The organism is Kribbella amoyensis (assembly GCF_007828865.1).
Taxonomy (GTDB): Bacteria; Actinomycetota; Actinomycetes; order Propionibacteriales; family Kribbellaceae; genus Kribbella; species Kribbella amoyensis.
In genome coordinates this window covers 1,606,867-1,632,772 of record NZ_VIVK01000001.1, presented here as the reverse complement: position 1 = coordinate 1,632,772, position 25,906 = coordinate 1,606,867, and the positions used below count along the sequence as shown (strand labels likewise).

The window sequence follows — 25,906 nt, the reverse complement described above, 5'->3', positions numbered from 1 at the left end:
GTGGTTCCGTTCCTGTGCGACGACGGTTGGCTGGACTGCATCAAGGACTTCCTCCTGGCCGCCCTGACCCCAGCAGTGGAGGCGTTGATTGCCTTGATCTTCGACCCGATCTTCGATGCACTCGCCGACGCGGTCGGCTCCGTGATGGGCGTGATCGGCTCCTTCTGGGTCTTCATTCCGACCCAGGCCATCGGTGACGAGAACGGTCAGCCGGCCAGCGACACGGTCGGCTGGATCTGGCAGCACACCAGCTGGATCGCGGTCTTCGCCGCGACCATCGGCGTGATCGTGGCCGGCGCGAACATGGCCTGGTCGCAGCGCGGCGAATCCGCCCGGGACCTGCTCCGCTCGCTGCTCACCCTGGCCGTCGCCGCCACCCTGGGGATCGCGGTCGCCCAGGTGCTGATCTCGGTCGGCGACATCTTCTCGTCCTGCATCGTCATCACGGCGATGGACCAGGACAGCGGAAGTGGCTGGACGGACGGCTGCCAGAACATCACGGGCGCGCAGAACGCCAACTCCGAAGCTTTCGGCCGGGCCATGCTCGCGATGCTGGCCCTGTCCGCCAGCGCGGGACCGATGGGCATCGGGCTGATGATCACCATCGCGATCCTGGCGCTGCTGGCCGGGGTGATCCAAGTGGTCCTGATGGTGGTGCGGACGGCCATGCTCATCCTGTTGATGGGCGTGCTGCCGATCGCCGCCTCGGCGACCAACACCGAGATGGGCAAGGACTGGTTCAAGCGGGTCGTCGGCTGGCTGGTCGCCTTCATCCTGTACAAACCGGTCGCCGCGCTGATCTACGCGACCGGGATCCGGCTCACCGGCGCGGCCTGGGAGGACGACCAGAGGGACGTCCCGCTGAACTGGACCGGCGGGTCGGAGGAGCCGGGCTGGCAGATCATGAACATGGTCACCGGGATCACCCTGCTCGTCCTCGCGTTGTTCGCGATGCCGGCGTTGATGCGGTTCATCACGCCGCTGGTCGCAGCGACCGCCGGGTCGGCCGGCGCCGGTGCGCTCGCCGCCAAGATGGTCGGCGCGGACAAGATCGCGGACAAGGTGAGCGACTCGGCCGAGAGCCAGAGCGACGGCCCGTCCGGCTCCCGCAACGTCCCCAGACCCTCGCAGAGCTCCAGCCCGAGTGGCTCCCAAGGCAGCAACCAGCCCACCGGTAGCGGCCCCGCAGGAGGTGGCGGAGGCAGTGGCGGCGCCGGCGGTGGAGCTGGCGGCGGTGCCGGTGGTGGCGCTGGTGGCGGTGCCGGCGCAGGAGCCGGAGCAGGCGCTGGTGGAGGCGGAGCTGCGGCCGGTGGTGCGGCGGCCGGTGGTGGAGCTGCCGCGGGCGGCGGAGCCGCAGCTGGCGGTGCGGCGGCCGGTGGTGGTGCGGCGGCCGGTGGTGGTGCCGTGGCCGCTGGTTCCGCTGCGGGACCGGTCGGACTCGCCGTGGTGGGCACCGCCATGGCCATCAAGAAGGGTGTCGACCTGACCAAGGACGCCGCGGCCGCCGGCGCCTCCGAGACGGTCGACAACGACGAGATGGATAAGGGACCAAGTGGCAGCAACTGACGGGGTACGGAGCGCACCCAGGACCTACGGCAACTGGCGGGCCCCGGCGTCGGCCGGCATCGCCGGGATGGGGACGCTGGGGACCGCCATCATGATGGGTGGTCTCGTGATCACCCTGATCGCGACGCTGGTCAGCGGACCGCTGGGCGCGCTCGTGTCGCTGCTCATCGTCGGTGGCTGCCTGTTGCTGCTGATGACCAAGGACAAGCACGGACACTCGTCCCTGCAGAGGCTCTCGACCCGGATTGGATGGCAGCGAGCGAAGATGGCCAAGCACAACATCTATCGGTCCGGCCCGCTCGGACGCACGGCGTGGGGCAAGTTCCAGCTGCCCGGCATGCTGGCCGCGTCGCAGCTGAGCGAGTTCCAGGACTCGTACGGCCGGCCGTTCGCGCTGTTGTTCTACCCGAGCACCCGGCACTTCACCGTCGTCATCAACGCGGAGCCGGACGGCGCCTCGCTGGTCGACGAGGACCAGGTGGACGTGTGGGTGGCGCACTGGGGTCAGTGGCTCGCCTCGCTCGGCCACGAGCCCGGCATCATCGCCGCCTCGGTGACGGTCGAGACCGCGCCCGACACCGGCATCCGGCTTCGCCGCGAGGTCGGCCAGAACATGCAGGACGGGACCCCGCCGATCGCCCGGGCGATGCTGTCCGAGGTGATCCAGACGTACCCGGAGGGCTCGGCGCTGGTGTCCGCCCGGGTCGCGCTCACCTTCCGCGGCGTCGACCGGAACGGCAAGCGGCGCAAGGAGGAGGACATGGGCCGCGAGCTCGCCTCCCGGCTGCCGGCGCTGACCCAGAGCCTGAACTCCACCGGTGCGGGCGCCGCCCGGCCGGTCACCGCGCAGGAGCTGTGCGAGTCGGTCCGGATCGCGTACGACCCGGCCGCCGCGGTGCTGATCGACGAGGCCCGGGGCCAGGGCATGCCGCCCGAGCTGCAGTGGACCGACGTCGGCCCGTCCGCGGCCCAGGCGTTCTGGGACAAGTACCGGCACGACAGCGCGTGGTCGATGACCTGGCAGATGACCCAGGCGCCGCGCGGTGAGGTGTTCTCGTCGGTGCTGTCCCAGCTGGTCGGCCCGCACCCGGACATCGACCGGAAGCGGGTCACGCTGCTGTACCGCCCGCTGGACGCGGCCACCGCGGCCCGGATGGTGGAGTCCGACAAGCGCAACGCGTCGTTCCGCGCGACCGCCTCGACCCGGCCGTCGGCGCGCTCGATGGCCGAGGCCCGCGCGGCCGACCGGACCGCGCAGGAGGAGGCCCGCGGCGCCGGTCTGGTGAACTTCGGCATGGTGGTCACCGGCACGGTGATGACCGCCGAGCAGCTGCCCGACATGGTCGCCGCGATCGACAACCTGGGCGCCACCGCCCGCGTACTGCTCCGCCCGGCCTACGGATCCCAGGACTCGGCCTTCGCCGCCGCGCTGCCGCTCGGCATCGTGGTGCAGAGCCACCTGTCGGTTCCGGCCGGGCTCAGGGAGGCGCTGTGAGCCGGAGGGAGCCGCGATGAGCAAGAAGCAGAAGAAGCCGGTCGACACGAAGCGGGGCGGCAAGCGGCCGATGCCGCGCGGCTGGCCGGGTCCGGCCGGCGGGTACAACACCTACCTGCAGGCCCCCGCCGAGTGGCGCGGTACGACGGTCCAGGTGTGCGGCATGTGGCCGTTCGCGGCCGGGACCGGCAGCCCGATGGTGGGCGTCCCGATCGGCCGGAACATCCTCTCCGGCGCGACCATGTGCTGCGACCCGATCAGCTGGTTCATGCGGGCCAAGCTGATCTCGAACCCGTCCATGTTCGTGCTCGGCAAGCCGGGTCTGGGCAAGTCGACGATCACCCGGCGGATGGCGCTCGGCCTGGCCGGGTACGGCATCCAGCCGCTCGTCCTCGGCGACCTCAAGCCCGACTACAAGGACCTGATCGAGGCCCTCGGCGGCCAGGTGATCCAGCTCGGTCGTGGCCGTGGGCACCTGAACGTGCTCGACCCCGGCGAGTCCCGCGAGGCCGCGCTGCGGCTGACCGGGTCGGCCCGGCAGGCGATCCAGGCCGACGCGCACGGCCGTCGGCAGACGATGGTGTCGGCGCTGATCTCGATCATGCGCTCCGCGCCGCCGACGGACCGCGAGGAGACGATCATCGACGAGGCCCTCAAGGTCCTCGACGAGCGGCACGACGGGACGCCGGTCCTGCGTGACCTGCTCAAGGTGATCCAGGACGCGCCGGACCGGGTCCGCGACGTCGCCCTCGACCGCGGCAGCCTGGAGCGGTACCGGCAGATCACCGAGGGCCTGGAGGCCTCGCTGATCGGTCTGGTCGGCGGCGGCCGGCTCGGTGAGATCTTCTCCGAGCAGACCGACCAGCCGATGAAGATGGACCGCCCGGTCGTCTTCGACGTGTCCAACATCGACGACTCCGAGACGAACCTGCAGGCCGCCGTCCTGCTCGCCTGCTGGTCGTACGGGTTCGGCGCGGTCGCGGTCTCGCAGGCGCTCGCCGACGCGGGCCTGGAGCCCCGGCGGCACTACTTCGTCATCCTCGACGAGCTCTGGCGGGTCCTCCGGGCCGGCCGCGGCCTGGTCGACCGGGTCGACGCGCTGACCCGGCTGAACCGGCAACGCGGTGTCGGGATGGCGATGATCTCGCACACCATGTCCGACCTGCTGGCGCTCGAACATCCCGAGGACCGGATGAAGGCGAAGGGTTTCGTCGAGCGGTCCGGGATGGTGATCTGCGGTGGTCTGCCGCGCGCCGAGATGGAGAACCTGACCGCCGTCGTGCCGCTGTCCGGTGAGGAGCAGAACATGCTCATCGGCTGGCAGGACCCGCCGGCCTGGGACCCGGCCACCGGCGAGGAGGCCGCGCCACCCGGCCGAGGCAACTTCCTGGTCAAGGTCGGCGGCCGGCCGGGGATCCCGGTGCACGTCGGGCTGACCACGGTCGAGCGCGAGATCAACGACACCAACAAGCTCTGGAAGACCGGCGCCGACGGCCAGCCGCTCAAGGTCGAGGTCGCCGCCGACGGGACCGAGGAGGTCGTCGCGGAGTACTCCTTCGACGACCCGGCCATGCTCCCGCCGCCCGACCCGACCACGCGAGTCGTGGCCCGCACCGGAGTTGAGGACTAAGTGCACACCGGGGCCGAGGCACCGACTCCGAACGGAGGACAGTAATGGCACAAGGCAGGAAGAGCACCGGTCCGGGCGGCTTGTCCGCCGAGGCCGTGCTGGTGTTCGCCGGCATCGGGCTGATCGTCGTCGTACTCGGCGGGGTCTGGTCGTCGATGACGGTCGCCGCCGGCATCAACGACACCCGGCCGATCTCCGGCAACCCGGTCACCGCGCTGATCGACCTGATCGAGGGCACGACCTCCTGGTCCGGCGCCGCCACCGGCATGCTGATCCTGGAGCTGCTGATCGTCGGCGGCCTGGTCGCGCTCGGGTTCTTCCTGGTCCGCAAGCTGCGCGGCAAGGGCAGCCGGGTGGACAAGTCCGCCCTGTTGATGTCGAAGCGCGACGACATCTACAAGCTGACCCGCGACGGGGCCCAGCAGATCGCCAACCGGCTCGGCGCCGGCCAGGCCGGTCCGGGGGTGCTGATCGGCCGCACCGTCCGGGACAACCTCGAGGTGTTCGGGTCCTGGGAGGACATGCACGTCGACATCTGGGGCCCGCGAACCGGTAAGACCACCTCGCGCGCCGTCCCGGCCATCCTGGACGCCCCGGGCGCCGTGATCGCCACCTCGAACAAGCGCGACATCGTCGACGCGACCCGGGAGCCGCGTTCGAAGTACGGGCCGGTCTGGGTGTTCGACCCGCAGGAGGTCTGCTCCGAGGAGCCGAACTGGTGGTGGAACCCGCTCACCTACATCACCGACGAGGTGAAGGCCCGCCAGCTCGCCGAGCACTTCGTCGCCTCGCAGCGGTCCGAGAACGCCCGGACCGACGCGTTCTTCGACTCGGCCGGTACCGACCTGCTGGCCGGCCTGCTGCTCGCCGCGGCGGTCGCCAAGCGGCCGATCACCCAGGTGTACACCTGGCTCGCCGACCAGCGGAACGACGAGCCCGAGCGGATCCTGCGCAACACCCCGGGGCTGCAGCTGTCCGCGGACGCGCTGGCCGGTGTCATCAACGCGCCGGACAAGCAGCGCGCTGGTGTGTACGGCACCGCGCAGCAGAGCGCGCAGTTCCTGATCAACCGCAAGGTCACCCGCTGGGTCACCCCGCAGGGGCAGAACGACACCCGCCCGCAGTTCAACCCGCACCAGTTCGTCCGCGACGGCGGCACGCTGTACAGCCTGTCGAAGGAAGGCGCCGGTACGGCGGGCCCGCTGGTCACCGCGCTGACCGTGTCCGTCGTCGAGGCGGCCGAGGACTACGCCAAGACCTGCCCGCTCGGCCGGATGCCCAGCCCGCTCGTCGGAGTACTGGACGAGGCGGCGAACGTCTGCCGCTGGAAGGACCTGCCGGACCTCTACAGCCACTTCGGCTCCCGCGGCATCATCCTGATGACGATCCTGCAGTCCTGGGCGCAGGGGATGGAGTGCTGGGGCGAGCGCGGCATGGAGAAGCTGTGGTCCGCGGCCAACATCCGCGTGTACGGCGGCGGTGTCTCCGACGCGAACTTCCTCGAGCGGCTGAGCAAGCTGATCGGCGACTACGACATCATGTCCAACTCGGTCTCCTACAACAAAGGCGAGCGCGGGACCAGCAGGCAGACCCAGCGGCACCACATCATGGAGGTCTCCGACCTGGCCTCGATGCCGGCCGGCCGTGCTGTCGTGTTCCCGTCCGGGATCCCCGCGACCATGATCAAGACGGTGCCGTGGATGGCCCGTCCGGACGCGGCCGCGGTGAAGGCGTCGTTCGCGCGGTACGATCCCGGCGCGATGACCCAGTCCACGACACCGGCCGGTGCGAACGCCTGGGTGGCCGCGGGTCGCGGGCAGGCCCCGGCCCCGGAGCAGCCGCGGTCGCAGGTGCCGGTGTGGGAGCAGACGGAGGAGCAGCGTCGTGGATGGTGAGCAGGAGCTGTTCTACCCGCACGTCGCCGCGTTCGTCGAGGACCGGCTCGTGTACCTGTACTCCCGCCGGCTCGGCCAGCAGTTCGTCTGGTGCCCGGAGTGGTACCGGCACGCCGAGGCGCTGAGCCGGCTCGACTCGATCTGGCGGGCCTGGGAGCACCTCCGGCTCGACCCGGCGACCGGGATGTCGGTCTGGTGGCGCGACCACGCGGATCCGCACATGATGGCGTTGCTCGACCCGGACGGCCCGTTCGCCGCCTGCCGCGGTCAGCACACCGACTACCCGATCCCGCCGCTGCCGGTGGAGGAGCCGCCCGCCGGGCTGTTCTTCGACCAGCGCCAACCGAACCTGCGCGGGATCTAGGGCAGCTCCAGCACGGCCGCGAGGCGGTGGAGCTGGTGATCGAGGTGGCCCGCGAACTGGGTCACCGTGTTGGTGAACTGGCCGAACAACTCCAGGCTCACCAGGCCGCACAGCGACGAGTACGCGAGCAGCCCGCGGGCGAGGACCTCGGGCGGGAGCTCGCCGGGGAGCGATCCACGGAGCCGGGCCAGCTCGCGGTGCAAGGCGGCCGTCATCGGTGGATCGTCCGGTGACGGCTTCAGTCCGGCGTCGGCGAGCAGGCGGAGCAGAAGCAGCGGTACCCGGCTCCCCGCCGCCGTGGTGCGCTCCGGCGGCGCGTGGTACCCGGGGACGGGGCTGCCGTACAACAACGTCCACTCGGCCGGGTTCGCGACGGCCCAGCGGCGGACCGCGCGACCGAAGCTGAGCCAGCGTCGTCGGTAGTCGTCGCGCGGGCACCGGGCCTCGGCCGCCTCCACGGCGTCCGCGAAGGCGTTGTAGGACTCGGCGATCAGCAGGGTCAGCAGCTCGTCGCGACTCGGCACGTACCGGTAGATCGCGGACGACACCAGGCCGAGGTCGCGGGCGATCGCCCGGAGCGACAGGCCCGCACTGCCCTCGGTCACCAGCTGCTCGTGGGCGAGCCGGAGGATCTCGGCCATCGTCTGCTCGTGCGCGAGCTGCCGCGGAGTCGGTGCCATACGGATCACTCTAACTGATTCAGAGAGCAGTGCTCTTGCTTTGCCGTGGTGATCTGCGCATACTGGCAGCAAGAGAGAGCAGTGCTCTCGCAAATTCGGAGGAGTGAGGCGGATGTACGAGCTGTGGCGCTGGAGCAACCTCGGGCTGGCGTTCCTGCTGGAACTGGCCGGGCTCAGCATTTTCGCGTTCTGGGGCTGGCGGGTGGTGGACGGTCTGCCGGCGAAGCTGTTGCTCGCTGTCGGGCTGCCGCTCGTGGCCGCGGTGATCTGGGGATTCTTCGCCGCGCCGACCGCGACGCACGGCAACCCGGTCCTGACCGCGGTCGTGAAGGTCGCCTTCTTCGGCCTGGCCGGGCTGGCGTTGTGGAGCGTCGACCACCGGGTCCTCGGCGTCGCGTTCGTCGCGGTGGTCGCGATCAACCTGGCGATCATCCACACCGGACAGCTGGCTCCGGACCCGGCGCAGCACCACGTCGCCGAGGCCTGATCCCGGGGGGGGGGGGGGGTCGCCGGGTTCTACTCGCCGATGCCCCAGTCGCGGAGCGCCTTCGTCTTGGGCTTGCGCTGCTTGATGTTCTTGAGGTTCTTGCGAGCCTTCGGGGCCGGCTGCGGTGGGTTGCGGACCGCCTCCGCGGCCGGCGGCTGCTCCGGTACCTGGACCTGGGCCGCCTCCTGGCGCTGCTCGCGCGCGTCCGCCCCGAACGAGTCGGCGGTGGCGTCGTCGTAGTTCGCGCGGCTGGTCTCGCGTCGCGCCGAGGCCCGGTACCGATCGGCGTCGGCCCGGTCGGTGTTCGCCTGCGGGTCGTCGCGACCGGCGGCACCGGCGTCCAGCGACGCGGCCCGGCTACGGTCCTCGCGGGCGAGTCCGCGTTCGGCGTCCGCGTGCCGACGGAAGTTGTCGCGGGACAGCTCGTAGCTGTGCGCGAGCCGGAGCGCCTCGGTGACCTCGGCCTCGGCCCGGTTCACGTCGTGGCGATGACGGGTATCCTGCCGCTCCCGCGCGGACCGCGAGTCCTGCTCGAGGTCCTCACGATGACGCTGCCGGTCCCGGTCGTACTCCGCGTCCGCCTCGTCCTCGTCGTCGACGGCCAGCTCGCGGGTGTCGGTCAGGGCGGCCTGGGCCACCCACTCCTTCGCCCGGCTGTCCTCGCCGGCACCGCGGTCACCGAGCGCGTCGTCGCCTTCCGCGCGCTCGTCCGGCCCGAGGTCGGCAACCTGCTCGTCGTCGTCCGTGTCGGCCATCCGGCTCCTTCCGTCGAGCCCACCATGCCGTACCAGCAGGTCAGCCGGACAGCCCTGGCCCGGCTGGTGGTCAGCGGACGGCGCCGGTGACCATCCAGGCGTCCCGGCGTTCGCGGACCAGCAGGGTGAGGAGCCGGGCGAGCATGTACCCACCGAAGGCCCACCACAACGCGACCACGCCCCCGTCGAGCCAGAGCACGCTCAGCGCGAGCGGTACGAACAGGATCAGCGCGATGATCCCGGCCACCGCGAGGTACGGTCCGTCGCCCGCGCCGATCAGGACGCCGTCGAGCACGAACACGACCCCGTTGACCGGCTGCCAGAGCGCCGCGACGAGCAGGATCGCGGCCAGCGTCTCCCGGACCGCCGGGTCCTCGGTGAACCACGGCACGTAGATCCAGTGCAGACCCCACAGCGCGATCCCACCGACGAGCCCGGACCACAGTCCCCACCACATCATCCGCCGGGTGATCGTCCGGGTGCCCTCGACGTCACCCGCGCCCAGCGCCCGCCCGGTCAACGCCTGCGCTGCGATCGCGATCGCGTCCAGCGCCAGCGCGAGCAACGACCAGAGCGTGAACGCGACCTGGTGCGCCGCGACCGACGTCGTACCGATCGACGTCGCGACGAAGGTGGTGAGCACGATGCCGACCCGGAGCGTCAACGTGCGGACGAAGAGCGGTACGCCGGACTGCGCGGAGGCGAGGATCCCGGGCCGGTCCGGGCGGAGCTTGGCCCCGTCCCGGCGCGCCCCGCGGACCACCACGACGACCAGGGCGACCCCGGCCGCGGTCTGGGCGAGGACGGTCCCCATGGCCGAGCCGGCGATGTCGAGGTCGAGCCCGTAGACCAGGAGCAGGTTGAGCGCGATGTTGAGCAGGTTGGCCGCGATCGCGACGACCATCGGGGTCCGGGTGTCCTGCAGGCCGCGCAGTACGCCGGTCGCCGCGAGCAGCAGCAGCATCGACGGGATGCCCAGGCAGCTGATCCGCAGATACGTGGTCGCGTGGCCGGCGACATCGGGGGACGGGTCGAACGCGCCGATCGCGGCCGGCGCGAGGGCGAGACCGGCCAGGGCGAGGACGAGACCGAGCAGCAGGGCGAGCCACAGTCCGTCGATGCCCTGGGCAAGCGCTCCGCGGTGGTCGCCGGCCCCGATCCGCCGGGCCACGGCCGAGGTGGTGCCGTACGCCAGGAAGACGCAGACGCCGACGAGGGTCTGCAGGATCGTCCCGGCGACGCCGAGCGCGGCGAGCTGCGGGGTACCGAGGTGGCCGACGATGGCGGAGTCGGCGAGCAGCATCAGCGGTTCGGAGACGAGTGCGAAGAACGCGGGCACCGCCAGCCGGAGGATCTCCCGGTCCTGGTCCTTCACGCGGTGGCCGCCCTCCCGGCCGCCGGGTTCGTCCCCGGGTTTGTCCCCAGGGTTTTCCACAGCCCGGTCGATACTGGGGAAACCGCTCGGTGTCCGCTGGCCGGTGGAAAACCGTCCGGCCTGTCGGTGCGGCAGGCTGTCGACGGGGTGGTAATGGGCATGACGCTCATTGTGCCTGGCATCGGCTGTGCACAGCGCACCGGACCGAACCGTCTCGAATGTTTTTCTTCTCCACAGTTGTGAACACGAGAAACCGCAGGTCAGAGCGTGGTCGGGGAAACTTCTCCCCAGTTGTCCACAGGGATGTACCCAACCTGTGCACACCAGATCGCGGAGTTTCCCACAGGCGATCCACAGCCCCTGTGGACGGCTGGCTTCCGGCAACCGGGGTGACCGGCGTACGGTCGCGGGACCGATGTCGTCCGCCCGCAGTCTCGGGGGCGAGTCCGCCTGCGGACGGGGTCGGGAAACTGTCGGCAGCCCCGGGTATCATTCGATCAGGTGTTCGAATGGTGGGCCACGTCGGGAGGCGGGGGCGCAGGGGTCGCGGCGGACGAGGAGGTCGGACGAGTGAGCGTGGCGGAGTTCCGCGGCGGATCGGGCGGCGGGCAGGAAGAGCGCGACCCGCAGATGGGGTTCGACCGCACGCCACCGCAGGACCTGGCGGCCGAGCAGTGCGTGCTCGGCGCGATGCTGCTCAGCAAGGACGCCATCGCCGACTGCATCGAGACGGTGCGCGGTACCGACTTCTACCGGCCCGCCCACGAGGTCGTCTACGACGCCATCACCGACCTGTACGCCCGCGGTGAGCCGGCCGACGCGATCACCGTCGCCGCCGAGCTCACCCGCCGCGGCGAGATCGCCCGCCTCGGCGGCGCGCCGTACCTGCACACCCTGGTCGCCTCCGTCCCGCTCGCCGCGAACGCCGGCTACTACGCGAACATCGTCCGCGAGAAGGCGATCCTGCGCCGCCTGGTCGAGGCCGGCACCAAGATCGTCCAGCTCGGCTACGCCGGCGAGGGCGAGGTGGACGACGTCGTCGACCACGCCCAGGCCGAGATCTACCAGGTCACCGAGAAGCGCACCACCGAGGACTACGCCCCCCTGAAAGACATCATGGAGGGCGCCCTCGACGAGATCGAGGCGATCGACTCCCGCGGCGACGCCATGGTCGGCGTCCCCACCGGCTTCACCGACCTCGACGAACTCACCAACGGCCTCCACCCCGGCCAGATGATCATCGTCGCCGCCCGCCCCGCGATGGGAAAATCGACGCTGGGATTGGATTTTGCGCGGTCGGCTTCGATTCGGCATGGGTTGACTTCCTGCATCTTCTCGCTGGAGATGAGCCGGAACGAGATCACCATGCGGTTGTTGTCGGCCGAGGCGAAGGTGCCGTTGCACCACATGCGCAACGGCAAGATGACTGACGAGGACTGGGCCCGGCTGGCCCGGAAGATGGGCGAGGTGTCGGAGGCGCCGCTGTTCATCGACGACTCGCCGAACCTCACCATGATGGAGATCCGCGCCAAGGCCCGCCGGCTCAAGCAGCGTCACGATCTCCGGCTGATCGTGATCGACTACCTCCAGCTGATGACCTCGGGCAAGAAGGTCGAGTCCCGGCAGCTCGAAGTCTCCGAGTTCTCCCGCTCCATCAAGCTCCTCGCCAAGGAGCTCGAGCTCCCCGTCGTCGCGATCTGCCAGCTGAACCGAGGCTCCGAGCAACGCTCCGACAAACGCCCGATGGCCTCCGACCTCCGCGAGTCGGGCTGCCTGACCGCGGACACCCGGCTGATGCGGGCCGACACCGGCGCCGAAGTCTCGCTGGGGGAGTTGCTGGCCGAAGACGCCCGGGACATTCCGGTCTGGTCCCTCGACGACCGCCTGAAGCTCGTACCGCGGACTCTCACGCACGCCTTTCCGAGCGGGGTGAAGGAGGTGTTCCGGCTCAAGCTGGCCTCCGGCCGCGAGATCAAGGCGACCGCGAACCACCCGTTCCTCACGTACGACGGCTGGAAGCCTCTCGGTGAGCTCCGGCCGGGCGCACGGCTGGGCTCGCTCCGGCATGTCCCGCCCCCGCTGGACCTGAAGCCCTGGGACGAGGACGAGGTCGTCCTGCTGGCCCATCTCCTCGGTGACGGCTCGTTCGTGAAGCGCCAGCCGATCCGGTACGCGAGCATCGAAGAGCACAACCTGGCGGCGGTGACCGAGGCGGCCCGTCGCCGGTTCGGGATCACCGGCGTCCGGGACGACGACGACGCCGCTCGGGTCACCACCCTGCGCCTCCCCGCGCCGTACCGACTGGCGCGCGGCAAGCGGAATCCGGTCGCCGCCTGGCTGGACGGGCTCGGGTTGTTCGGTCTGCGCAGCCACGAGAAGTTCGTGCCCGCCGGCGTCTTCGGACTGCCGAAGGAGCAGGTCGGCACCTTCATCCGGCACCTGTGGGCGACGGACGGATCGGTGTGCTGGGACGAGGCGAACGGTCAGGGCCGGATCTACTACGCGTCCACCAGCCGCCGACTTGTCGACGACCTGGCCAGGTTGTTGCTGCGGTTCAACATCTTCAGCCGGATCAAGGTCGCGAAGAAGACCGGCTACCGCGACTCGTACCACCTCCACATCTACGGCGTGGAGAACCAGCTCCGCTTCTGCGACGAGATCGGCGTCCACGGCCTCCGTGGCCTCAAGGTGGTCGAGGTGGCGACCGCGCTGCGCGGCGTCCGGGCGAACACGAACGCCGACACGATCCCGAGGGAAGTGTGGTCACAGGTTCGCGCGGTGCTGACCGAGCGGAAGACGACCCACCGCGAGTTCGCCGCGGCGATGGGGACGCAGTTCTGCGGCTCCACGCTGTGGAAGCACTCGCCGAGTCGCCAGCGGCTCGCGAAGGTCGCCGACGTGCTCGACCACGCCGACCTCGAAGTGCTCGCGACCAACGACATCTTCTGGGACACCATCACCGGTATCGAGAGCCTCGGCGAGCAAGAGGTCTACGACGCCACTGTCCTCGGCACCCACAACTTCGTTGCCGAGGGCATCGCAACCCACAACTCCCTCGAACAGGACGCCGACGTTGTTCTCCTGTTGCATCGGGAGGATGCGTACGAGCGGGAGTCGACGCGGCCGGGTGAGGCGGACTTCATCGTGGCCAAGCACCGTAACGGCCCGACCGCGGACGTGGTCGTCGCCTTCCAGGGCCACTACTCGCGCTTCGTCGACATGGCCCACGACGGCTGACGTCCCGGCCCAGGGGTCAGGCCTTCTTCCACTCGGTGGCGGAGAGGGATTCTTGGGCGAGGAGGCGGAGGCTGGTGATCAGGGTTTCGCCGAGGATGGTGCCGATGACGACGCTTTCGGCGATCTGGTCGGGGGTTCGGCGGGTGGTGACGGCCTGGATCTCGAGGGCGGTGAACTTCTCGACGGCTTCCGCGTAGGCGTCGAGCAGGGGGATCAGGTGGTCCTGGCCCAGTGCTTCGAAGGCGGCGACCGTGTCGGCCAGGGTCGTGAGGGCGGGCGCGTCGGGTTCGACGGTCCAGCCGCGGGATTCGAGCAGGGCCTGGACGCGGGCGGTTGCCGCTGAGCTCGGCGCCGGGGATGCCGGTGGGGTGCGGGTGATCGCGCGGTGGGCGCGGCCGATCTGGTCGTGCAGGGGGAGGTCTTCGGAATCCAGGCCGGCGATCACGTCCTTGACCTGGGCGATCGGGACCTTGCCGAGGTCGACCAGGGCACGGATGAGCCGCAGTCGGCGGAGGTGCTGGTCGCCGTAGCTGGCCTGGTTCGGGCTGGTCCGTTCGCCCGGTGGGAGCAGGTTCTCCCGGAGGTAGTACTTGATCGTCGGGACGGGGACGCCCGACTGCCGGCTCAGTTCAGCGATGCGCATCGGCCCTTGCCCTTCCTTGACTTCGGGTGGACAGTAGCACTATCCATTAACGGATAGCTTCACTATCCACTCGAAGGAGGGGTTGTCATGATCGTCGCCGTCCTGGTGCTCGGCACGGTGATACTGCGAGGGCTCGGTGCGCTCGGCGTCCGGCGGTTCGCGAGTTGGCCGGTGAGCGCGGCGCACGGGTTGGCGTTGATGCTCGTGCTCACGGCGAGCGCGCACTTCGTCCCGGCCGGCGTCACCGTGATGCCGAACCACGCGGACATGGTCCGGATCGTGCCGCTGTTCGTGCCGTACGCCGATGCGGTCGTCTACCTGACCGGGGTCCTCGAACTGCTCGGCGCGATCGGCCTGGTCGTGTCCGCGACGCGATGGGCGGCCGGGTGGTCGCTGGCCGCGCTGTTCGTGGCGTTGCTGCCGGCCAACGTGTACGAGGCGGTCGAGCACATCGAGTTCGCCAACGGAGCACAGGCGACACCGTTGTGGCAGCGAATTCCCGAGCAGGTCCTCTACATCGCGGTGGCCGTCTGGGTCGCCCGATCGGCCGACCGTACTGCGCTCCGTCCCCGCGTCCCGGCGCGACCGACCGATGTTCCCCACCCCGCCGACCACTCCTGAAGGAGCAAGAAACTCCATGACCGCATTGAGCGACCCGTCCCGGATCATCGCGGGCGTCATCCTGTTGACCATCGTGACGATCCAGGCCGGCGGGTACTTCATGACCAAGATCGTCCGGGGTCAGGTGCCGATGACGGACTTCCAGAAGTCGTTCGCTCGAGCCGGGCACGCACATGCCGGCGTCCTGGTGATCCTGAGTCTGGTCGGGCTGTTGTACGTCGACTCGACCGGGCTGAGCGGATTCTGGGTGTGGGTCGGCCGCCTCGCGTTGCCGGTCGCGGCGATCCTGATGTCCGGCGGATTCTTCGCCTCGTCGGCCGGGAAGGACCGTACTCGGCCGAACCAGTTCCTCTGGATCCTCTGGCTCGGCGCCGCCGCCCTCGCCGTCGGCGTCCTGACCCTCGGCATCGGCCTCATCACCGCCTGAGCGTCGGGCCCAACGGACGCTCAGGGACCGCGTCGGCGGACCGGGTGATCGCGTAGGTGGCGCCGAAGCCTTCGGCGCGGATCACGATCCGGCCGTCGACCGCGTGGGCCGCGTACTCGAGGTTGTTCGCGATCACCTCGATGCTGAGGGCGTCGGCGAGAACACCTCCTCCGTCGTGGATCAGGTGGGGGAGACGTGGCCCGCAAACTGCTTGCTGGAGGCAACTGGCAGTCCGCTGGACGACGAGGCGAGTGAGCGGGCCGAGTTCGGCGGGGCGCTCGGAGACCAGGGCGATGGTCACCGGCGTCCCCGGGGGAGCCGAGCGCACCGCATCCTCGACGGCGGTCAGGCGATTGAGCCCGAGGACGACGAACAGCCCGTCCGGCATGACGCCTGGAGGTGGCACAAACACCTCGTTGGCCGGCCGGACCGGGGGAGTCGCCGGAGGCGGCTGCCACTGGTCGGGCAGATCCAGGTCGGCCAGCTCCTCGCAAGATCGGATGACGTCGAGTGGCTGGACAAACCCTGGGGCCGCGGTGACGAGCTGGTCGGCGCCGTGAAGCGTGGCGAGGACGAGCTTCGCGAGGCGTACCCGGCGGCCGGACGCGCCCGCGTCCTCCAATGCGAGGGCGAGCAGGATCGCGCTCAGCTCCAGGAGTTGGGCGTACTGCGTGCGCGTGTCCCCGTCGCCGACAAGCTGCGGGACCAGGTCGGCCGACAACCTGTCCCACCGTGAGATCGGCCGATCCAACCAGGCCGTCGCAAAGCCGCGCACCACCTCGGCCGGCCCGCCTCCCACCGGCGAGGCTCGTCGGGCCCGTCCAGGGCTGTCGGCGGCTTCCGCGAGCGCGGCGTAGTACAAGGCTCGTTTGCTCGGGAAGTTCGAGTACACCGCACCCCTGGTGAGGTCGGCGCGGGCGGCGATGCGGTCGATCTTGGCGGTGTCGTACCCATGCTCGGTGAACTCCGCCTGGGCCGCGCTCAGAAGGCGGGCACGAGTGAGCGCCTGGGCCTCGGCCCGGGTCAGCGGCATCGGTGGCCTCGCACAGGCCCAGCGTATTTCAGATGTTGCTATCATCCAAATGATCACATCATCTGAAAGGTGGATCCGTGGGGCAGTTGAAGTGCACGTTCTGCGGCAAGAGTCAGCAGCAGGTCAACAAGCTGATCGCCGGTCCCACCCCGCTGTGCATCTGCGACGGCTGCGTCGAGCTGTGCAACGAGCTGATCGCGGACGAGGACCTGGCCGACGACCTGGACGACCTCGACGAGGGGGCGCCGAAGCTGCGGAAGCCGCGGGAGATCCACGCCTTCCTGGACCAGTACGTGGTCGGCCAGGAGCAGGCGAAGAAGTCGCTGGCCGTGGCCGTCTACAACCACTACAAGCGCATCCCGGACCGGCGGCCGCGCTCCGAGCCGGTCGAGGTCGGCAAGTCGAACGTGCTGCTCATCGGCCCGACCGGGTCCGGCAAGACGTATCTCGCGCAGACCATGGCCCGGATGCTCGACGTCCCGTTCGCACTTGCGGACGCAACCGCGCTGACCGAGGCCGGGTATGTCGGCGAGGACGTCGAGAACATCCTGCTCAAGCTGATCCAGGCGGCCGACCACGACGTGAAGAAGGCCGAGCGCGGCATCGTCTACATCGACGAGATCGACAAGGTCGCCCGCAAGAGCGAGAACCCGTCGATCACCCGGGACGTCTCCGGCGAGGGCGTCCAGCAGGCGCTGCTCAAGATCCTCGAAGGGACCGTCGCGTCGGTCCCGCCGCAGGGTGGCCGCAAGCATCCGCAGCAGGAGTTCATCCAGCTCGACACCACCAACGTGCTCTTCATCCTTAGCGGTGCCTTCGACGGGCTGGACCGGATCGTCGAGCAGCGGACCCGGCCGAGCAGTGTCGGGTTCGGCGCGCGCCCTGGCGAGGTCCGGCCGCCCGAGGTGACGCCGCCGGACCTGGTGAAGTACGGATTGATCCCCGAGTTCGTCGGGCGGCTCCCGGTGCTCACCACGGTGGCTCCGCTGGACCGGGACGCGTTGATCAGCATTCTGACCGAGCCGCGGAACGCCCTCGTCAAGCAGTACAGAAAACTGCTCGAACTGGACGGAGTCGAGCTGGAGTTCACCGACGACGCGGTCGCCGCGATCGCGGAGCTGGCGCTGATGCGGCAGACCGGTGCCCGGGGTCTGCGGGCGATCCTCGAGGAGATCCTGCAGACGCTGATGTACGAGGTCCCGAGTCGCGACGACGTGAGCCGCGTGGTGATCGACGAGCCCACCGTCCGCGAGAACGTGAACCCGACCCTCGTACCGCGAGGCCGCCGGCGCGCCGAACCAGAGGGCAGGTCCGCGTGATCAGAGTGCGACGGTGACGTCGATCTCGACGAGCTGGCCCGGGAAGCCGAGCTGGGCGACCCCGAGCAAGGTACTGGCGGTGCTGAAGGCCAGGCCGAGCGACGAGTCGTTCAGCTGGGTCCAGACCGCGGCCAGGTCGTCGCGGTCGGCGCTCGCCACGTAGATCACCGTCCGCACGACGTCGTCGGGTTTCGCGTTCACCGAGGCGAGGGCGAGCAGGATGTTGTCGATCACCTGCGCGGTCTGCCCGGAGAGCCCGCCGGGCGCGAGCTCGCCCGATTCCTGCAGCGGGCACTGGCCGGCCAGGAAGACGAGCTGCCCGGCTTCGACCTTGGTCACGTGGTGGTAGCCCGGCGTCGCGTGCAGCCCGGCCGGATTGCTCCGTTCGATCGTCACACCCTGAGCCAACGGCACAACGCCACCGCCGGTCAATCGGATTTGAACCGCCGCACGAACCGTTTCTGCCAGGGCGTCTCCACCGCGTGCCGGTCGTAGTGCTCGCGAACGTATGCGACAGCCCGCTCAGCCGGTACGCCGTCGAGCACCGCCAAGCACGCCAACGCCGTACCGGTCCGCCCGCGCCCACCACCGCAGGCGAACTCGACCCGCTCGGACCCCGCCCGCTCCAGCGCCTCCGCGAAGACCACGCGCGCCGCCGAACCGTCAGCGGGCAACCGGAAGTCGGGCCACCGCACCCACGTACTCTCCCAGCTGACCGCGGGTGGTTCCTTACCGAGCAGATAGACCCCGTACTCCGGATCCGGTCCCGTCGGCAGCGGATTGCGCAGGCCTCGCCCCCGGATCCGCCGGCCCGACGGCAACTCCAGTACGCCGGGATCCCCGGAACTCCACGTCACCCGGATCACCCTAAGGCCCCGGACAGAGGGATCCGTCCGGGGCCGGGTGCGTAGTACGTGTCGAGCCGAGTGGCCGTACTACGGGTTCAGCCGCTCCTCGGTCGAGGAGGAGAAGACGTGCAGCTTGTCGGGCTGGGGAGCGAGGTGCAGGATCTCGCCCTTGTCGCCGTGGGTGCGGGTGGTGATCCGGGCGATCACCTGGTCGTCGGTGTGGTCCGCCGTGCCGTAGAGGTATGCGTCGGAGCCGAGTTCCTCGATCACGGAGACCCGGACCGGCAGGCCGTCGTCGGCGAGGTGGAACGCCTCCGGGCGGATGCCGAGCGTCAGGGTCTCGTCGTCACCCGCCTTCGCCAGCAGGCTGCGCTCGATCGGGACCAGGTAGTCGCCGATCTTGGCGCCGCCGTCGACGATCCGCGCCTCGATCAGGTTCATCGCGGGGGAGCCGATGAACCCGGCGACGAACTTGTTCCGTGGGGCGTCGTAGAGGTTCAGCGGGGTGTCGACCTGCTGGAGCTGCCCGTCCTTGAGGACCGCGACCCGGTCGCCCATCGTCATTGCCTCGATCTGGTCGTGGGTGACGTACACCGTGGTCACGCCGAGCCGGTGCTGCAGTTCGGCGATCTGGGTGCGGGTCTGGACCCGGAGCTTGGCGTCGAGGTTCGACAGCGGTTCGTCCATCAGGAACACGTGCGGGTTGCGGACGATCGCGCGGCCCATCGCGACGCGCTGGCGCTGACCGCCGGACAAGGCCTTCGGCTTGCGTTCGAGATACTCCTCCAGGCCGAGCAGCTTGGCCGCTTCCTGGACGCGCTGGTTCCGCTCGTCCTTGGACAGGCCCTGCATCTTCAGCGCGAAGCCCATGTTGTCGGCGACCGACATGTGCGGGTAGAGCGCGTAGTTCTGGAACACCATCGCGATGTCGCGGTCCTTCGGCGGCCGGTCGGTCACGTCCCGGTCGCCGATGAAGATCGCGCCGTCGTTGACCTCCTCGAGGCCGGCCAGCATGCGCAACGCGGTGGACTTGCCGGAGCCGGACGGGCCGACGAGCACCATGAACTCGCCGTCCTCGATGTCCAGGTCCAGCCGGTCCACAGCGGGGAGCTCGGTCCCGGGGTAGATCCGGGTCGCGCCCTTGTAGGAAACAGTCGCCATCTCGCGTCCTTCCGTCCTTCGCCGGCAGGTACGTGCCGGACGATCCGTAGCAAAGGCCCCCAGGGATGTGGGTGTCTGCGAGTTTTGGTGATCCATCACCAAAGCCGACCGACACAACGCCGCCGACCCCTCCCGCATTCCGGCGCGAGATTCCGGGCGAGAACTTAGAAGTACGTCCCACCCGGGCGGATCGCGTCCGCGACCAGGTCGAGCAGTGCGGCGACGGCGCGGCTCGGCGGCCGTCCGCTCGACGTCACCGTCGACAACGTCCAGCTCAGGTTCCCGTCGGCCAGCGGCAGCCTGGTCACGCCGGCGACGGACTGCCGCTCCAGCTCCGGGACGACGGCGACGCCCAGCCCGGCCCGGACGTACTCGGGCACCGTGGTCAGGTCCGGCACCTCGACCTGGACCCGCCGGGGATGACCGGCCAGGTCGAACGCCCGGTCCACCGTGGTCCGGTTGCCGAATCCGTGCAGCATGTCGACGAACCGCTCACCCGCCAGCTCAGCCAGCTCGACCGACTCCCGGGTCGCGAGCCGATGCGTCGACGGCACCAGGGCGACGAACGGTACCGTCGCCAGCTCGCGCGCGGTGAGGCCGGCCATCTCCGCCCGGCCGAGCCCGACCAGCGCGACGTCCAGGCGGCCGTGCCGGACGTCGTCGGCGAGCCCGCTGGACCCGGTCGGCGAGGTGGTGACCTGGACGTCGACGAGCGGATACCGCTGGTGGAACGCGCCGAGCAGGGCGGCCAGGTCGACCAGGCCGAGCCGGGTCATCGTCCCGATCCGCAGACTGCCGCGCAGACCGGTCGACGCCTCCTCGACGACGGACCGAGCTCGGTCCAGCGCCTCCAGGGCCGCCTTGGCCTCTGGGAGCAACGCCTGTCCGGCCGCGGTCAGCGTGACCCGCCGGGTCGACCGGTCGAACAACGTCGTCTTCAGGTCCGCCTCCAGCGTGCGGATCGCGGCCGAGACGGTGGACTGGACCGTGACGAGCCGCTGGGCCGCGCGGGTGAAGCTCAGCTCCTCGGCGACCGCGACGAAGTACTCCAGCTGTCTCGAGTCCACGGGACGAATTATCGCGATCGGCGATCAGAGCGTGCAAGAAGATTCGTTGGACTCGATAGATCTCCGGGGTCACCCTGGCCTTATGACAACACTGACCGACCCCGGTGAGGCGACCGTGACCGGGAGAAGGATGCGGTTCGCCCACGGCACCGGCTTCTGGGTGATCGCCGCCGCGTTCCTGATCACGATGGCGTTCTCCACCGTGCCGACCCCGCTCTACGCGCTGTACCAGCGGCGCGACGGGTTCCCGACCTTCCTCATCACGGTGATCTTCGCGGCGTACGCGGTCGGGGTGATGGCGAGTCTGTACCTGGCCGGTCACGTCAGCGACTGGCTCGGGCGGCGCCGGGTCGCGCTGCTCGCCGTCCTGGCCGAGGTCCTTGCCGCCGTGATCTTCCTGCTCTGGTCCGCGGTCCCCGGGCTGCTGCTCGCGCGGTTCATCTGCGGTGTCGGTGTCGGCGTGCTCACCGCGACCGCGACCGCGCATCTGTCCGAGCTGCGGCAGATCGCCCGGCCCGAGGAGGACGGCAGCCGGTCGGCGTTGATCTCCAGCATGGTCAACCTCGGCGGTCTCGCCTTCGGTCCGCTGATCGGCGGGCTGCTCGCCGAGTACGGGACGCGGCCGCTCGAACGGCCGTACGAGGTGTTCCTGGTGTTGTTGCTGCTCAGTGCCGTCGGGATCGCGCTGGTGCCGGAGACCGTGGAGCGGTGGGAGACGCGTCCGGCGTACCGGCCGCAGCGGGTGGCGTTGCCGGCCGACGCGAAGCCGTTGTTCTTCGCCTCGGCGATCGGCGCGTTCGCGGCGTTCGCGATCTTCGGGCTGTTCACGTCGCTCGCCCCGACCTTCCTGGCCGGGGTCCTGCACCACTCGTCCCGGTTGCTGGCCGGTGTCGTCACCTTCGCGGTGTTCGTCGCGGGCGCGCTCAGCCAGGCCGTCTTCGTCCGGCTCACCCGGCGGCACCAGCTCCGGATCGGCCTGGCCGCGATGTCGCTCGGCCTGGCCGGGATCGCGGTCGGCGGACTGATCCCGAGCCTGCCGCTGTTCGTCGCCGGTGGTGTCGTGGCCGGGGCCGGCGTGGGCCTCGTCTTCCGGGCCGCCGTCGCGACCGCGGCTCAGCTCGCCGACCCGGGGTCCCGCGGCGAGGTCCTGGCCGCGCTGTTCCTGATCGCGTACGCCGGGCTGGTGATCCCGGTCCTGCTGATCGGTCTGGGGATCGCGTTGTTGCCGGCCGAGGTGGCGCTGCTGATCTTCTCCGCGCTGATCCTGGTCCTGGTGAACGTGGCCGGAGTCCGCATGGTCCGCGCGAACACCGCCGGATAGCGTGCGGGCATGACCTTTGTGACGGTGGGCGGACTGCGGACGTACCAGGCGCGACCCACTACCGGCCGGGGCGGGCACGGGATGTTGCTGCTGCCGATGATCACCGGGATCGGCGAGCAACTGCGGGCCTGGGCCGACGAGCTGGCTGAGCGGGGGATCACCGCGCTGGTGTGGGACCCGTTCGACGGGCGCAGTACGGACAACTCGTCCCGCGAGGAGCTGTCCGAGCTGCTGCGCGGGCTCGACGACGACGAGGTGTTGCGGGACCAGACGACGCTGCTCGACCACCTGTTCGGCGAGCTCGAGTGCGGCAGCGCGGGCGTGATCGGCTGGTGTCTCGGTGGCCGGTTCGCCTTGTTGCTCGCGGCAAGGGAGCACCGGCTCGCGAGCGTCACCGCGTTCCACCCGACGGTGCCGTCCCGGCTCGCCGCCAACCACTCGTACGACGCGATCGCCGACGCGGCCGCGATCACGGCGCCGGTGATGGTGGTCTACCCGAGTGCCGACACGGTCGTCCCGGTGGCGGACTTCGAGGCGTTGCAGACGTCGCTGCAGTCCCGGCCGACGGGGGCCACGATCAGCCAGTTCTTCCCCGGCGCGGACCACGGGTTCTCGGACCGGTCGCGGCACGACAAGGAGGTCAACGCGGACGCGTTCCGGTTGTCCTGGCCGGTCGCGCTCGCGTTCGTCGAGGCGTCAGGCGGCTGACGTCCGCCGGTGTGCGGTGGGACTGAGACCGCGGATCCGCTTGAAGGCGACCGAGAGCGCGAAGGAGTTCGCGTACCCGACCTTGTGCGCGATCGTCTCGACCGTGTCGTTGGTCTCCCGCAGCAGGTCGGCGGCCAGCGTGATCCGCCAGCCGGTCAGGTACGCCATCGGGGCCTCGCCGACGAGCGCGGTGAACCGGCGGGCCAGGCTCGCCCGCGAGATGCCGGTCCTGTTCGCCAGCTCAACGACGCTCCACGGGTACGCCGGTTCGTCGTGCAGCATCCGCAGGGCGGGCCCCACGACCGGGTCGCTCTGTGCCTGGTACCACCCGGGCGCGTGCGACTCCGGCCGGGCGAACCACGCCCGCAACGTGGTGATCAGGGCCAGGTCGAGCCAGCGGTCGAGCACGCTCTGCTGCCCTGGCTGGTCGCGCTGGATCTCCCCGAGGACCAGGTCCATCACGTGTCCGGCGACGTCGGCCGCGGGGACGACGAGGACGGGCGGGAGCGCGGCCAGCAACCGGCGGCTGACGTCGCCGGCGAGCTGATAGGTGCCGCTGACCACCATCACCTCGCCCTCGGGCCGCCCGCCGTGGGTCCGGACGCCGAGCCGGGCGCTGTAGTCGACAGGGGCCCCGGGCAACGGTTCGCACAGGCCGCCGGGGTGGATCCGCAGGTTCGGCACGGTCTCCGGCGTGTCCGCGACGACGTACGGCTGGGGGCCGCGGAAGACAGCGACGTCCCGCTCCGCCAGCCGGACCGGCTCGGCGCCGGCCTGCATGATCCAGCCCGAACCACGGACCAGCGTGGCCAGCGCGAGCGGCGATTCGTCGACGATCTCCAGCCCCCAGGGCGGGTCCAGGATGGTCAGGTTGAACACCCCGCCGCGGGCCCGGGTGCCGGCCAGCAGATCGTCGAGCACGTCCATGACCCTGATCCTACGCTGAGACGGAGAAACATGAAGGTGTGCCGTACAACCATGGTTAGTCTCACCCGTCCGCGATGAACTGAAGCCATGACGAACACAGAGATTCTCATCCTGGGTGGTAAGGGCAAGACCGGGCGCCGCGTGGCCGAGCAGCTTCAGGCCCGTGACGTCGCGGTCCGGCTGGCTTCGCGATCGAGCGAGCAGCGCTTCGACTGGTACGACGAGAGCACTTGGTCCGGCGCCGTCGCCGGGATCGACACGGCGTATCTCGCGCCGCCGGTCGGTCCGACCGGGTTGGAGCAGGCCGGCCGCTTCGTGAAGCAGGCGGCGACCGAGGGACTGCGGCGCCTGGTGCTGCTGTCCGGCCGCGGCGTCGGCAGCCCGGGCCGCGAGTTCGCGGTCTACGACAGCGGCCTCGAACTGGAGCAGGCCGTGCAGAGCAGCGGCGTCGACTGGACGATCGTGCGGCCGGCCTGGTTCATGCAGAACTTCAGCGAGGACTTCATGTACGACTACGTGGCGGCGGGCGAGCTCCGGGTCTCCGCGGGCACCGGCTCGGAGGCGTGGATCGACACCGACGACATCGGCGACGTGGTGGTCGCCACGTTGCTGGACGAGCGTCACACCGGCGAGACGTACTCGCTGTCCGGCCCGGCCCTGCTCACCATGGCCGACATCGCGGCCGAGCTGTCCACCGTGCTCGACCGGCCGATCAGCTACGTCGACCTCGACCCGGAGGAGCACGTCGCCGAGCTGGTCCAGTTCGGCCTTCCGCAGGAGGACGCGGAGTCGGTCCGCGACCTGTTCGCGGTGATCCGCAACCACCGGTCCGAGTACCTCTCCGACGGAGTCGAGCAGGTCCTCGGCCGGGCGCCCCGTAACTTCGGCGACTGGCTCCGGACCACGGCCGCGGCGGGGGTGTGGGCGTGACGCTCACCCGGATCCTCACCTTCGCCGGGCTGACCGGGACGGCGTTGATGGGCGGCCTGTTCTTCGCCTTCGGTACCTCGGTGATGAGCTCGCTCGAACGCCTCCCGGCCGGTCAGGGCGCGACCGCGATGAACCTGATCAACGTCCGGATCCAGAACCCGCTGTTCCTGCTGATCTTCATGGGCACCGCGCTGGTCTGCCTGGTGCTCGGGATCGTCGCCCTGGTCCAGGACACCCCGGGCAAATGGTGGCTGGTCGCGGGCTCGGCGCTGTACCTGGTCGGCGTGATCGTGCTCAGCTTCGCCGTCAACATCCCCCTGAACGACCAGCTCGCCGCCGTGGACCCGGCCACGGCGGCGGGGGCCACCGAGTGGTCGAACTACCTGGCCAAGTGGAACCCGGCCAACAACCTCCGCGCGATCGCCTGCACGCTGGGCGTGGTCGCCTTCGGGCTGGGGTTGCTGTCCGGCGGTTCGGTCGAAGCGGTGCCGCCGCCGCAGGGGAACCACTACGGTGGTGCTCTTCCGACCGGTGGAGCGACGCCATGGAACAACTCCTGAAGGTGGGTCACATCGACCTCTGCCTCGAAACGTTCGGTGCGCCGGACGCCCCGCCGATCCTGCTGATCCACGGGGCGTCCGCCGCGATGGACTTCTGGGAGACCGAGTTCTGCGAGCGCCTCGCCGCCGGTCCGCGGTACGTGGTCCGTTACGACCACCGCGACACGGGGCGCTCGGTGCACTATCCCGCTGGCCAACCCGGGTACACCGGCCCGGACCTGGTCCACGATCCGCTCGGGATCCTGGACGCGCTCGGGATCGAGAAGGCGCACGTGGTCGGTCTGTCGATGGGCGGCGGGATCGCCCAGCGGCTCGCGGCCGACCACGCCGACCGGCTCCGGACCGTCACCCTGATCGCCACCAGCCCGCTCGGCGACGACCTGCCGGCACCGGCCGACCGGATCCGGGCAGCCTTCGCCGCGGATGCGCCGCCCACCGACTGGTCCGACCCGGCGGCGGCGTTGGATGCGCTCGTCGCGGAAGAACGGCTCTACGGTGGCACCCACCCGTACGACGAACCCGCCCGCCGCGTGTTGCTCCAGCACATGCTGGACCGCACCCACGACGTCGAGGCGGCGATGACGAACCACTGGATCCTCGAGGACGACAGCGCCCCGCTCCGTCCGCAGCTCCCCGGGATCACCGTGCCGACGCTGGTCCTGCACGGCACCGAGGACCCGCTGCTCCCGCCGGCCCACGGCGAGGCGCTGGCCCGGGAGATCCCCGGGGCTCGGCTGGTCCTGCTCGAAAGCGCCGGGCACGAACTGCCCCGGCCGGTCTGGGACGTGGCGGTTCCGGCGATCCTGGAGCACACACGGAACTGATACAAAACTTGTGCGCCGGGTACCGTCGAGAGC

The 25,906-nt window shown here is 70.2% G+C and carries 25 protein-coding genes; 15 read left to right on the top strand and 10 right to left on the bottom strand.

Features of this window, described 5'->3' with window-relative positions; translation table 11 throughout:
* The 5 genes from FB561_RS07850 to FB561_RS07830 are packed head-to-tail and all read left to right on the top strand — an operon-like array spanning position 1 to position 6,950.
* On the top strand, positions 1 to 1,566 hold the full coding sequence (locus FB561_RS07850; protein WP_145804526.1) for a TrbL/VirB6 family protein: 1,566 nt from the start codon (positions 1 to 3) through the stop codon (positions 1,564 to 1,566).
* On the top strand, positions 1,553 to 3,061 hold the full coding sequence (locus FB561_RS07845; protein ID WP_145804523.1) for an SCO6880 family protein: 1,509 nt from the start codon (positions 1,553 to 1,555) through the stop codon (positions 3,059 to 3,061). Before FB561_RS07850 ends, FB561_RS07845 begins: the two co-directional genes overlap by 14 nt.
* Positions 3,062 to 3,077: 16 nt before the next feature.
* Complete coding sequence (locus tag FB561_RS07840; RefSeq protein WP_145804521.1) at positions 3,078 to 4,691, top strand: ATP/GTP-binding protein; 1,614 nt, start codon at positions 3,078 to 3,080, stop codon at positions 4,689 to 4,691.
* A gap of 44 nt (positions 4,692 to 4,735) precedes the next feature.
* Positions 4,736 to 6,586: a type IV secretory system conjugative DNA transfer family protein gene (locus tag FB561_RS07835; protein ID WP_145804519.1), complete on the top strand. Its 1,851-nt coding sequence runs from the start codon at positions 4,736 to 4,738 to the stop codon at positions 6,584 to 6,586.
* Complete coding sequence (locus FB561_RS07830; protein WP_145804516.1) at positions 6,576 to 6,950, top strand: DUF4913 domain-containing protein; 375 nt, start codon at positions 6,576 to 6,578, stop codon at positions 6,948 to 6,950. Before FB561_RS07835 ends, FB561_RS07830 begins: the two co-directional genes overlap by 11 nt.
* Here the strand turns inward: FB561_RS07830 and FB561_RS07825 are convergent.
* A complete protein-coding gene (locus FB561_RS07825) occupies positions 6,947 to 7,630 on the bottom strand; it encodes a TetR/AcrR family transcriptional regulator (RefSeq protein ID WP_145804514.1) in 684 nt (227 codons plus the stop codon). The genes FB561_RS07830 and FB561_RS07825 overlap by 4 nt on opposite strands.
* A 112-nt stretch (positions 7,631 to 7,742) precedes the next feature.
* Here FB561_RS07825 and FB561_RS07820 point away from each other — a divergent pair, with 112 nt between their 5' ends.
* Positions 7,743 to 8,117: a YrdB family protein gene (locus FB561_RS07820; RefSeq protein ID WP_145804512.1), complete on the top strand. Its 375-nt coding sequence runs from the start codon at positions 7,743 to 7,745 to the stop codon at positions 8,115 to 8,117.
* A 29-nt stretch (positions 8,118 to 8,146) separates the two neighbouring features.
* Here FB561_RS07820 and FB561_RS07815 read toward each other — a convergent pair whose 3' ends face one another.
* The gene (locus tag FB561_RS07815) at positions 8,147 to 8,872 is read right to left on the bottom strand and encodes a hypothetical protein (RefSeq protein ID WP_145804510.1); all 726 of its coding nucleotides are present in this window, start codon (positions 8,870 to 8,872) and stop codon (positions 8,147 to 8,149) included.
* A 70-nt stretch (positions 8,873 to 8,942) separates the two neighbouring features.
* On the bottom strand, positions 8,943 to 10,247 hold the full coding sequence (locus tag FB561_RS07810; protein ID WP_145804508.1) for an MATE family efflux transporter: 1,305 nt from the start codon (positions 10,245 to 10,247) through the stop codon (positions 8,943 to 8,945).
* Positions 10,248 to 10,823: 576 nt separating this feature from the next.
* On the opposite strand from FB561_RS07810, the gene FB561_RS07805 reads away from it, so the two are divergent.
* Entirely contained in the window at positions 10,824 to 13,484 is a 2,661-nt protein-coding gene (locus tag FB561_RS07805; protein WP_272952577.1) for a replicative DNA helicase, read from the top strand.
* A 16-nt stretch (positions 13,485 to 13,500) separates the two neighbouring features.
* On the opposite strand, the gene FB561_RS07800 is transcribed toward FB561_RS07805, so the two are convergent.
* Positions 13,501 to 14,127: a MerR family transcriptional regulator gene (locus tag FB561_RS07800; RefSeq protein WP_145804504.1), complete on the bottom strand. Its 627-nt coding sequence runs from the start codon at positions 14,125 to 14,127 to the stop codon at positions 13,501 to 13,503.
* An 87-nt stretch (positions 14,128 to 14,214) separates the two neighbouring features.
* Between FB561_RS07800 and FB561_RS07795 the strand changes: the two genes are divergently transcribed.
* Both FB561_RS07795 and FB561_RS07790 read left to right on the top strand, forming a co-directional pair.
* Entirely contained in the window at positions 14,215 to 14,748 is a 534-nt protein-coding gene (locus FB561_RS07795) for a DoxX family protein (protein ID WP_145804502.1), read from the top strand.
* 16 nt (positions 14,749 to 14,764) lie between these two features.
* On the top strand, positions 14,765 to 15,175 hold the full coding sequence (locus FB561_RS07790) for a hypothetical protein (protein WP_145804500.1): 411 nt from the start codon (positions 14,765 to 14,767) through the stop codon (positions 15,173 to 15,175).
* Here FB561_RS07790 and FB561_RS07785 read toward each other — a convergent pair.
* Entirely contained in the window at positions 15,165 to 16,208 is a 1,044-nt protein-coding gene (locus tag FB561_RS07785; protein ID WP_202880563.1) for a TetR/AcrR family transcriptional regulator, read from the bottom strand. The two genes, FB561_RS07790 and FB561_RS07785, sit on opposite strands and share 11 nt — an antisense overlap.
* A 62-nt stretch (positions 16,209 to 16,270) precedes the next feature.
* Between FB561_RS07785 and clpX the strand changes: the two genes are divergently transcribed.
* A complete protein-coding gene (gene clpX, locus FB561_RS07780) occupies positions 16,271 to 17,527 on the top strand; it encodes an ATP-dependent Clp protease ATP-binding subunit ClpX (protein WP_145804496.1) in 1,257 nt (418 codons plus the stop codon).
* Here clpX and FB561_RS07775 read toward each other — a convergent pair whose 3' ends face one another.
* The 4 genes from FB561_RS07775 to FB561_RS07760 form a co-directional block, all read right to left on the bottom strand.
* Complete coding sequence (locus FB561_RS07775; protein WP_145804494.1) at positions 17,528 to 17,923, bottom strand: RidA family protein; 396 nt, start codon at positions 17,921 to 17,923, stop codon at positions 17,528 to 17,530. It lies immediately after the preceding gene.
* A 32-nt stretch (positions 17,924 to 17,955) separates the two neighbouring features.
* Positions 17,956 to 18,384, bottom strand: coding sequence for a protein-tyrosine phosphatase family protein (locus FB561_RS07770; RefSeq protein ID WP_202880562.1), 429 nt, complete (start codon positions 18,382 to 18,384; stop codon positions 17,956 to 17,958).
* Between the two features lie 78 nt (positions 18,385 to 18,462).
* Entirely contained in the window at positions 18,463 to 19,536 is a 1,074-nt protein-coding gene (locus tag FB561_RS07765; protein WP_145804492.1) for an ABC transporter ATP-binding protein, read from the bottom strand.
* A gap of 164 nt (positions 19,537 to 19,700) precedes the next feature.
* The gene (locus FB561_RS07760; RefSeq protein WP_145804490.1) at positions 19,701 to 20,603 is read right to left on the bottom strand and encodes a LysR family transcriptional regulator; all 903 of its coding nucleotides are present in this window, start codon (positions 20,601 to 20,603) and stop codon (positions 19,701 to 19,703) included.
* Positions 20,604 to 20,685: 82 nt separating this feature from the next.
* Here FB561_RS07760 and FB561_RS07755 point away from each other — a divergent pair, with 82 nt between their 5' ends.
* Together FB561_RS07755 and FB561_RS07750 are read left to right on the top strand one after the other, a co-directional pair.
* Complete coding sequence (locus FB561_RS07755) at positions 20,686 to 21,924, top strand: MFS transporter (protein ID WP_145804488.1); 1,239 nt, start codon at positions 20,686 to 20,688, stop codon at positions 21,922 to 21,924.
* Between the two features lie 9 nt (positions 21,925 to 21,933).
* Positions 21,934 to 22,632 (top strand): dienelactone hydrolase family protein, encoded by a 699-nt coding sequence (locus tag FB561_RS07750; protein WP_145804486.1) that lies wholly within the window; start codon positions 21,934 to 21,936, stop codon positions 22,630 to 22,632.
* On the opposite strand, the gene FB561_RS07745 is transcribed toward FB561_RS07750, so the two are convergent.
* Entirely contained in the window at positions 22,621 to 23,559 is a 939-nt protein-coding gene (locus FB561_RS07745) for an AraC family transcriptional regulator (RefSeq protein ID WP_145804484.1), read from the bottom strand. The genes FB561_RS07750 and FB561_RS07745 overlap by 12 nt on opposite strands.
* 87 nt (positions 23,560 to 23,646) lie before the next feature.
* On the opposite strand from FB561_RS07745, the gene FB561_RS07740 reads away from it, so the two are divergent.
* From FB561_RS07740 to FB561_RS07730, 3 genes are read left to right on the top strand one after another with little or no spacing between them, the layout of a single operon-like run.
* A complete protein-coding gene (locus FB561_RS07740) occupies positions 23,647 to 24,489 on the top strand; it encodes an NAD(P)H-binding protein (RefSeq protein ID WP_145804482.1) in 843 nt (280 codons plus the stop codon).
* The gene (locus tag FB561_RS07735; protein ID WP_145804480.1) at positions 24,486 to 25,049 is read left to right on the top strand and encodes an anthrone oxygenase family protein; all 564 of its coding nucleotides are present in this window, start codon (positions 24,486 to 24,488) and stop codon (positions 25,047 to 25,049) included. Before FB561_RS07740 ends, FB561_RS07735 begins: the two co-directional genes overlap by 4 nt.
* Positions 25,034 to 25,873 (top strand): alpha/beta fold hydrolase, encoded by an 840-nt coding sequence (locus FB561_RS07730; RefSeq protein WP_145804478.1) that lies wholly within the window; start codon positions 25,034 to 25,036, stop codon positions 25,871 to 25,873. The genes FB561_RS07735 and FB561_RS07730 overlap by 16 nt, the downstream gene beginning before the upstream one ends.
* Positions 25,874 to 25,906 lie beyond the last annotated feature (33 nt).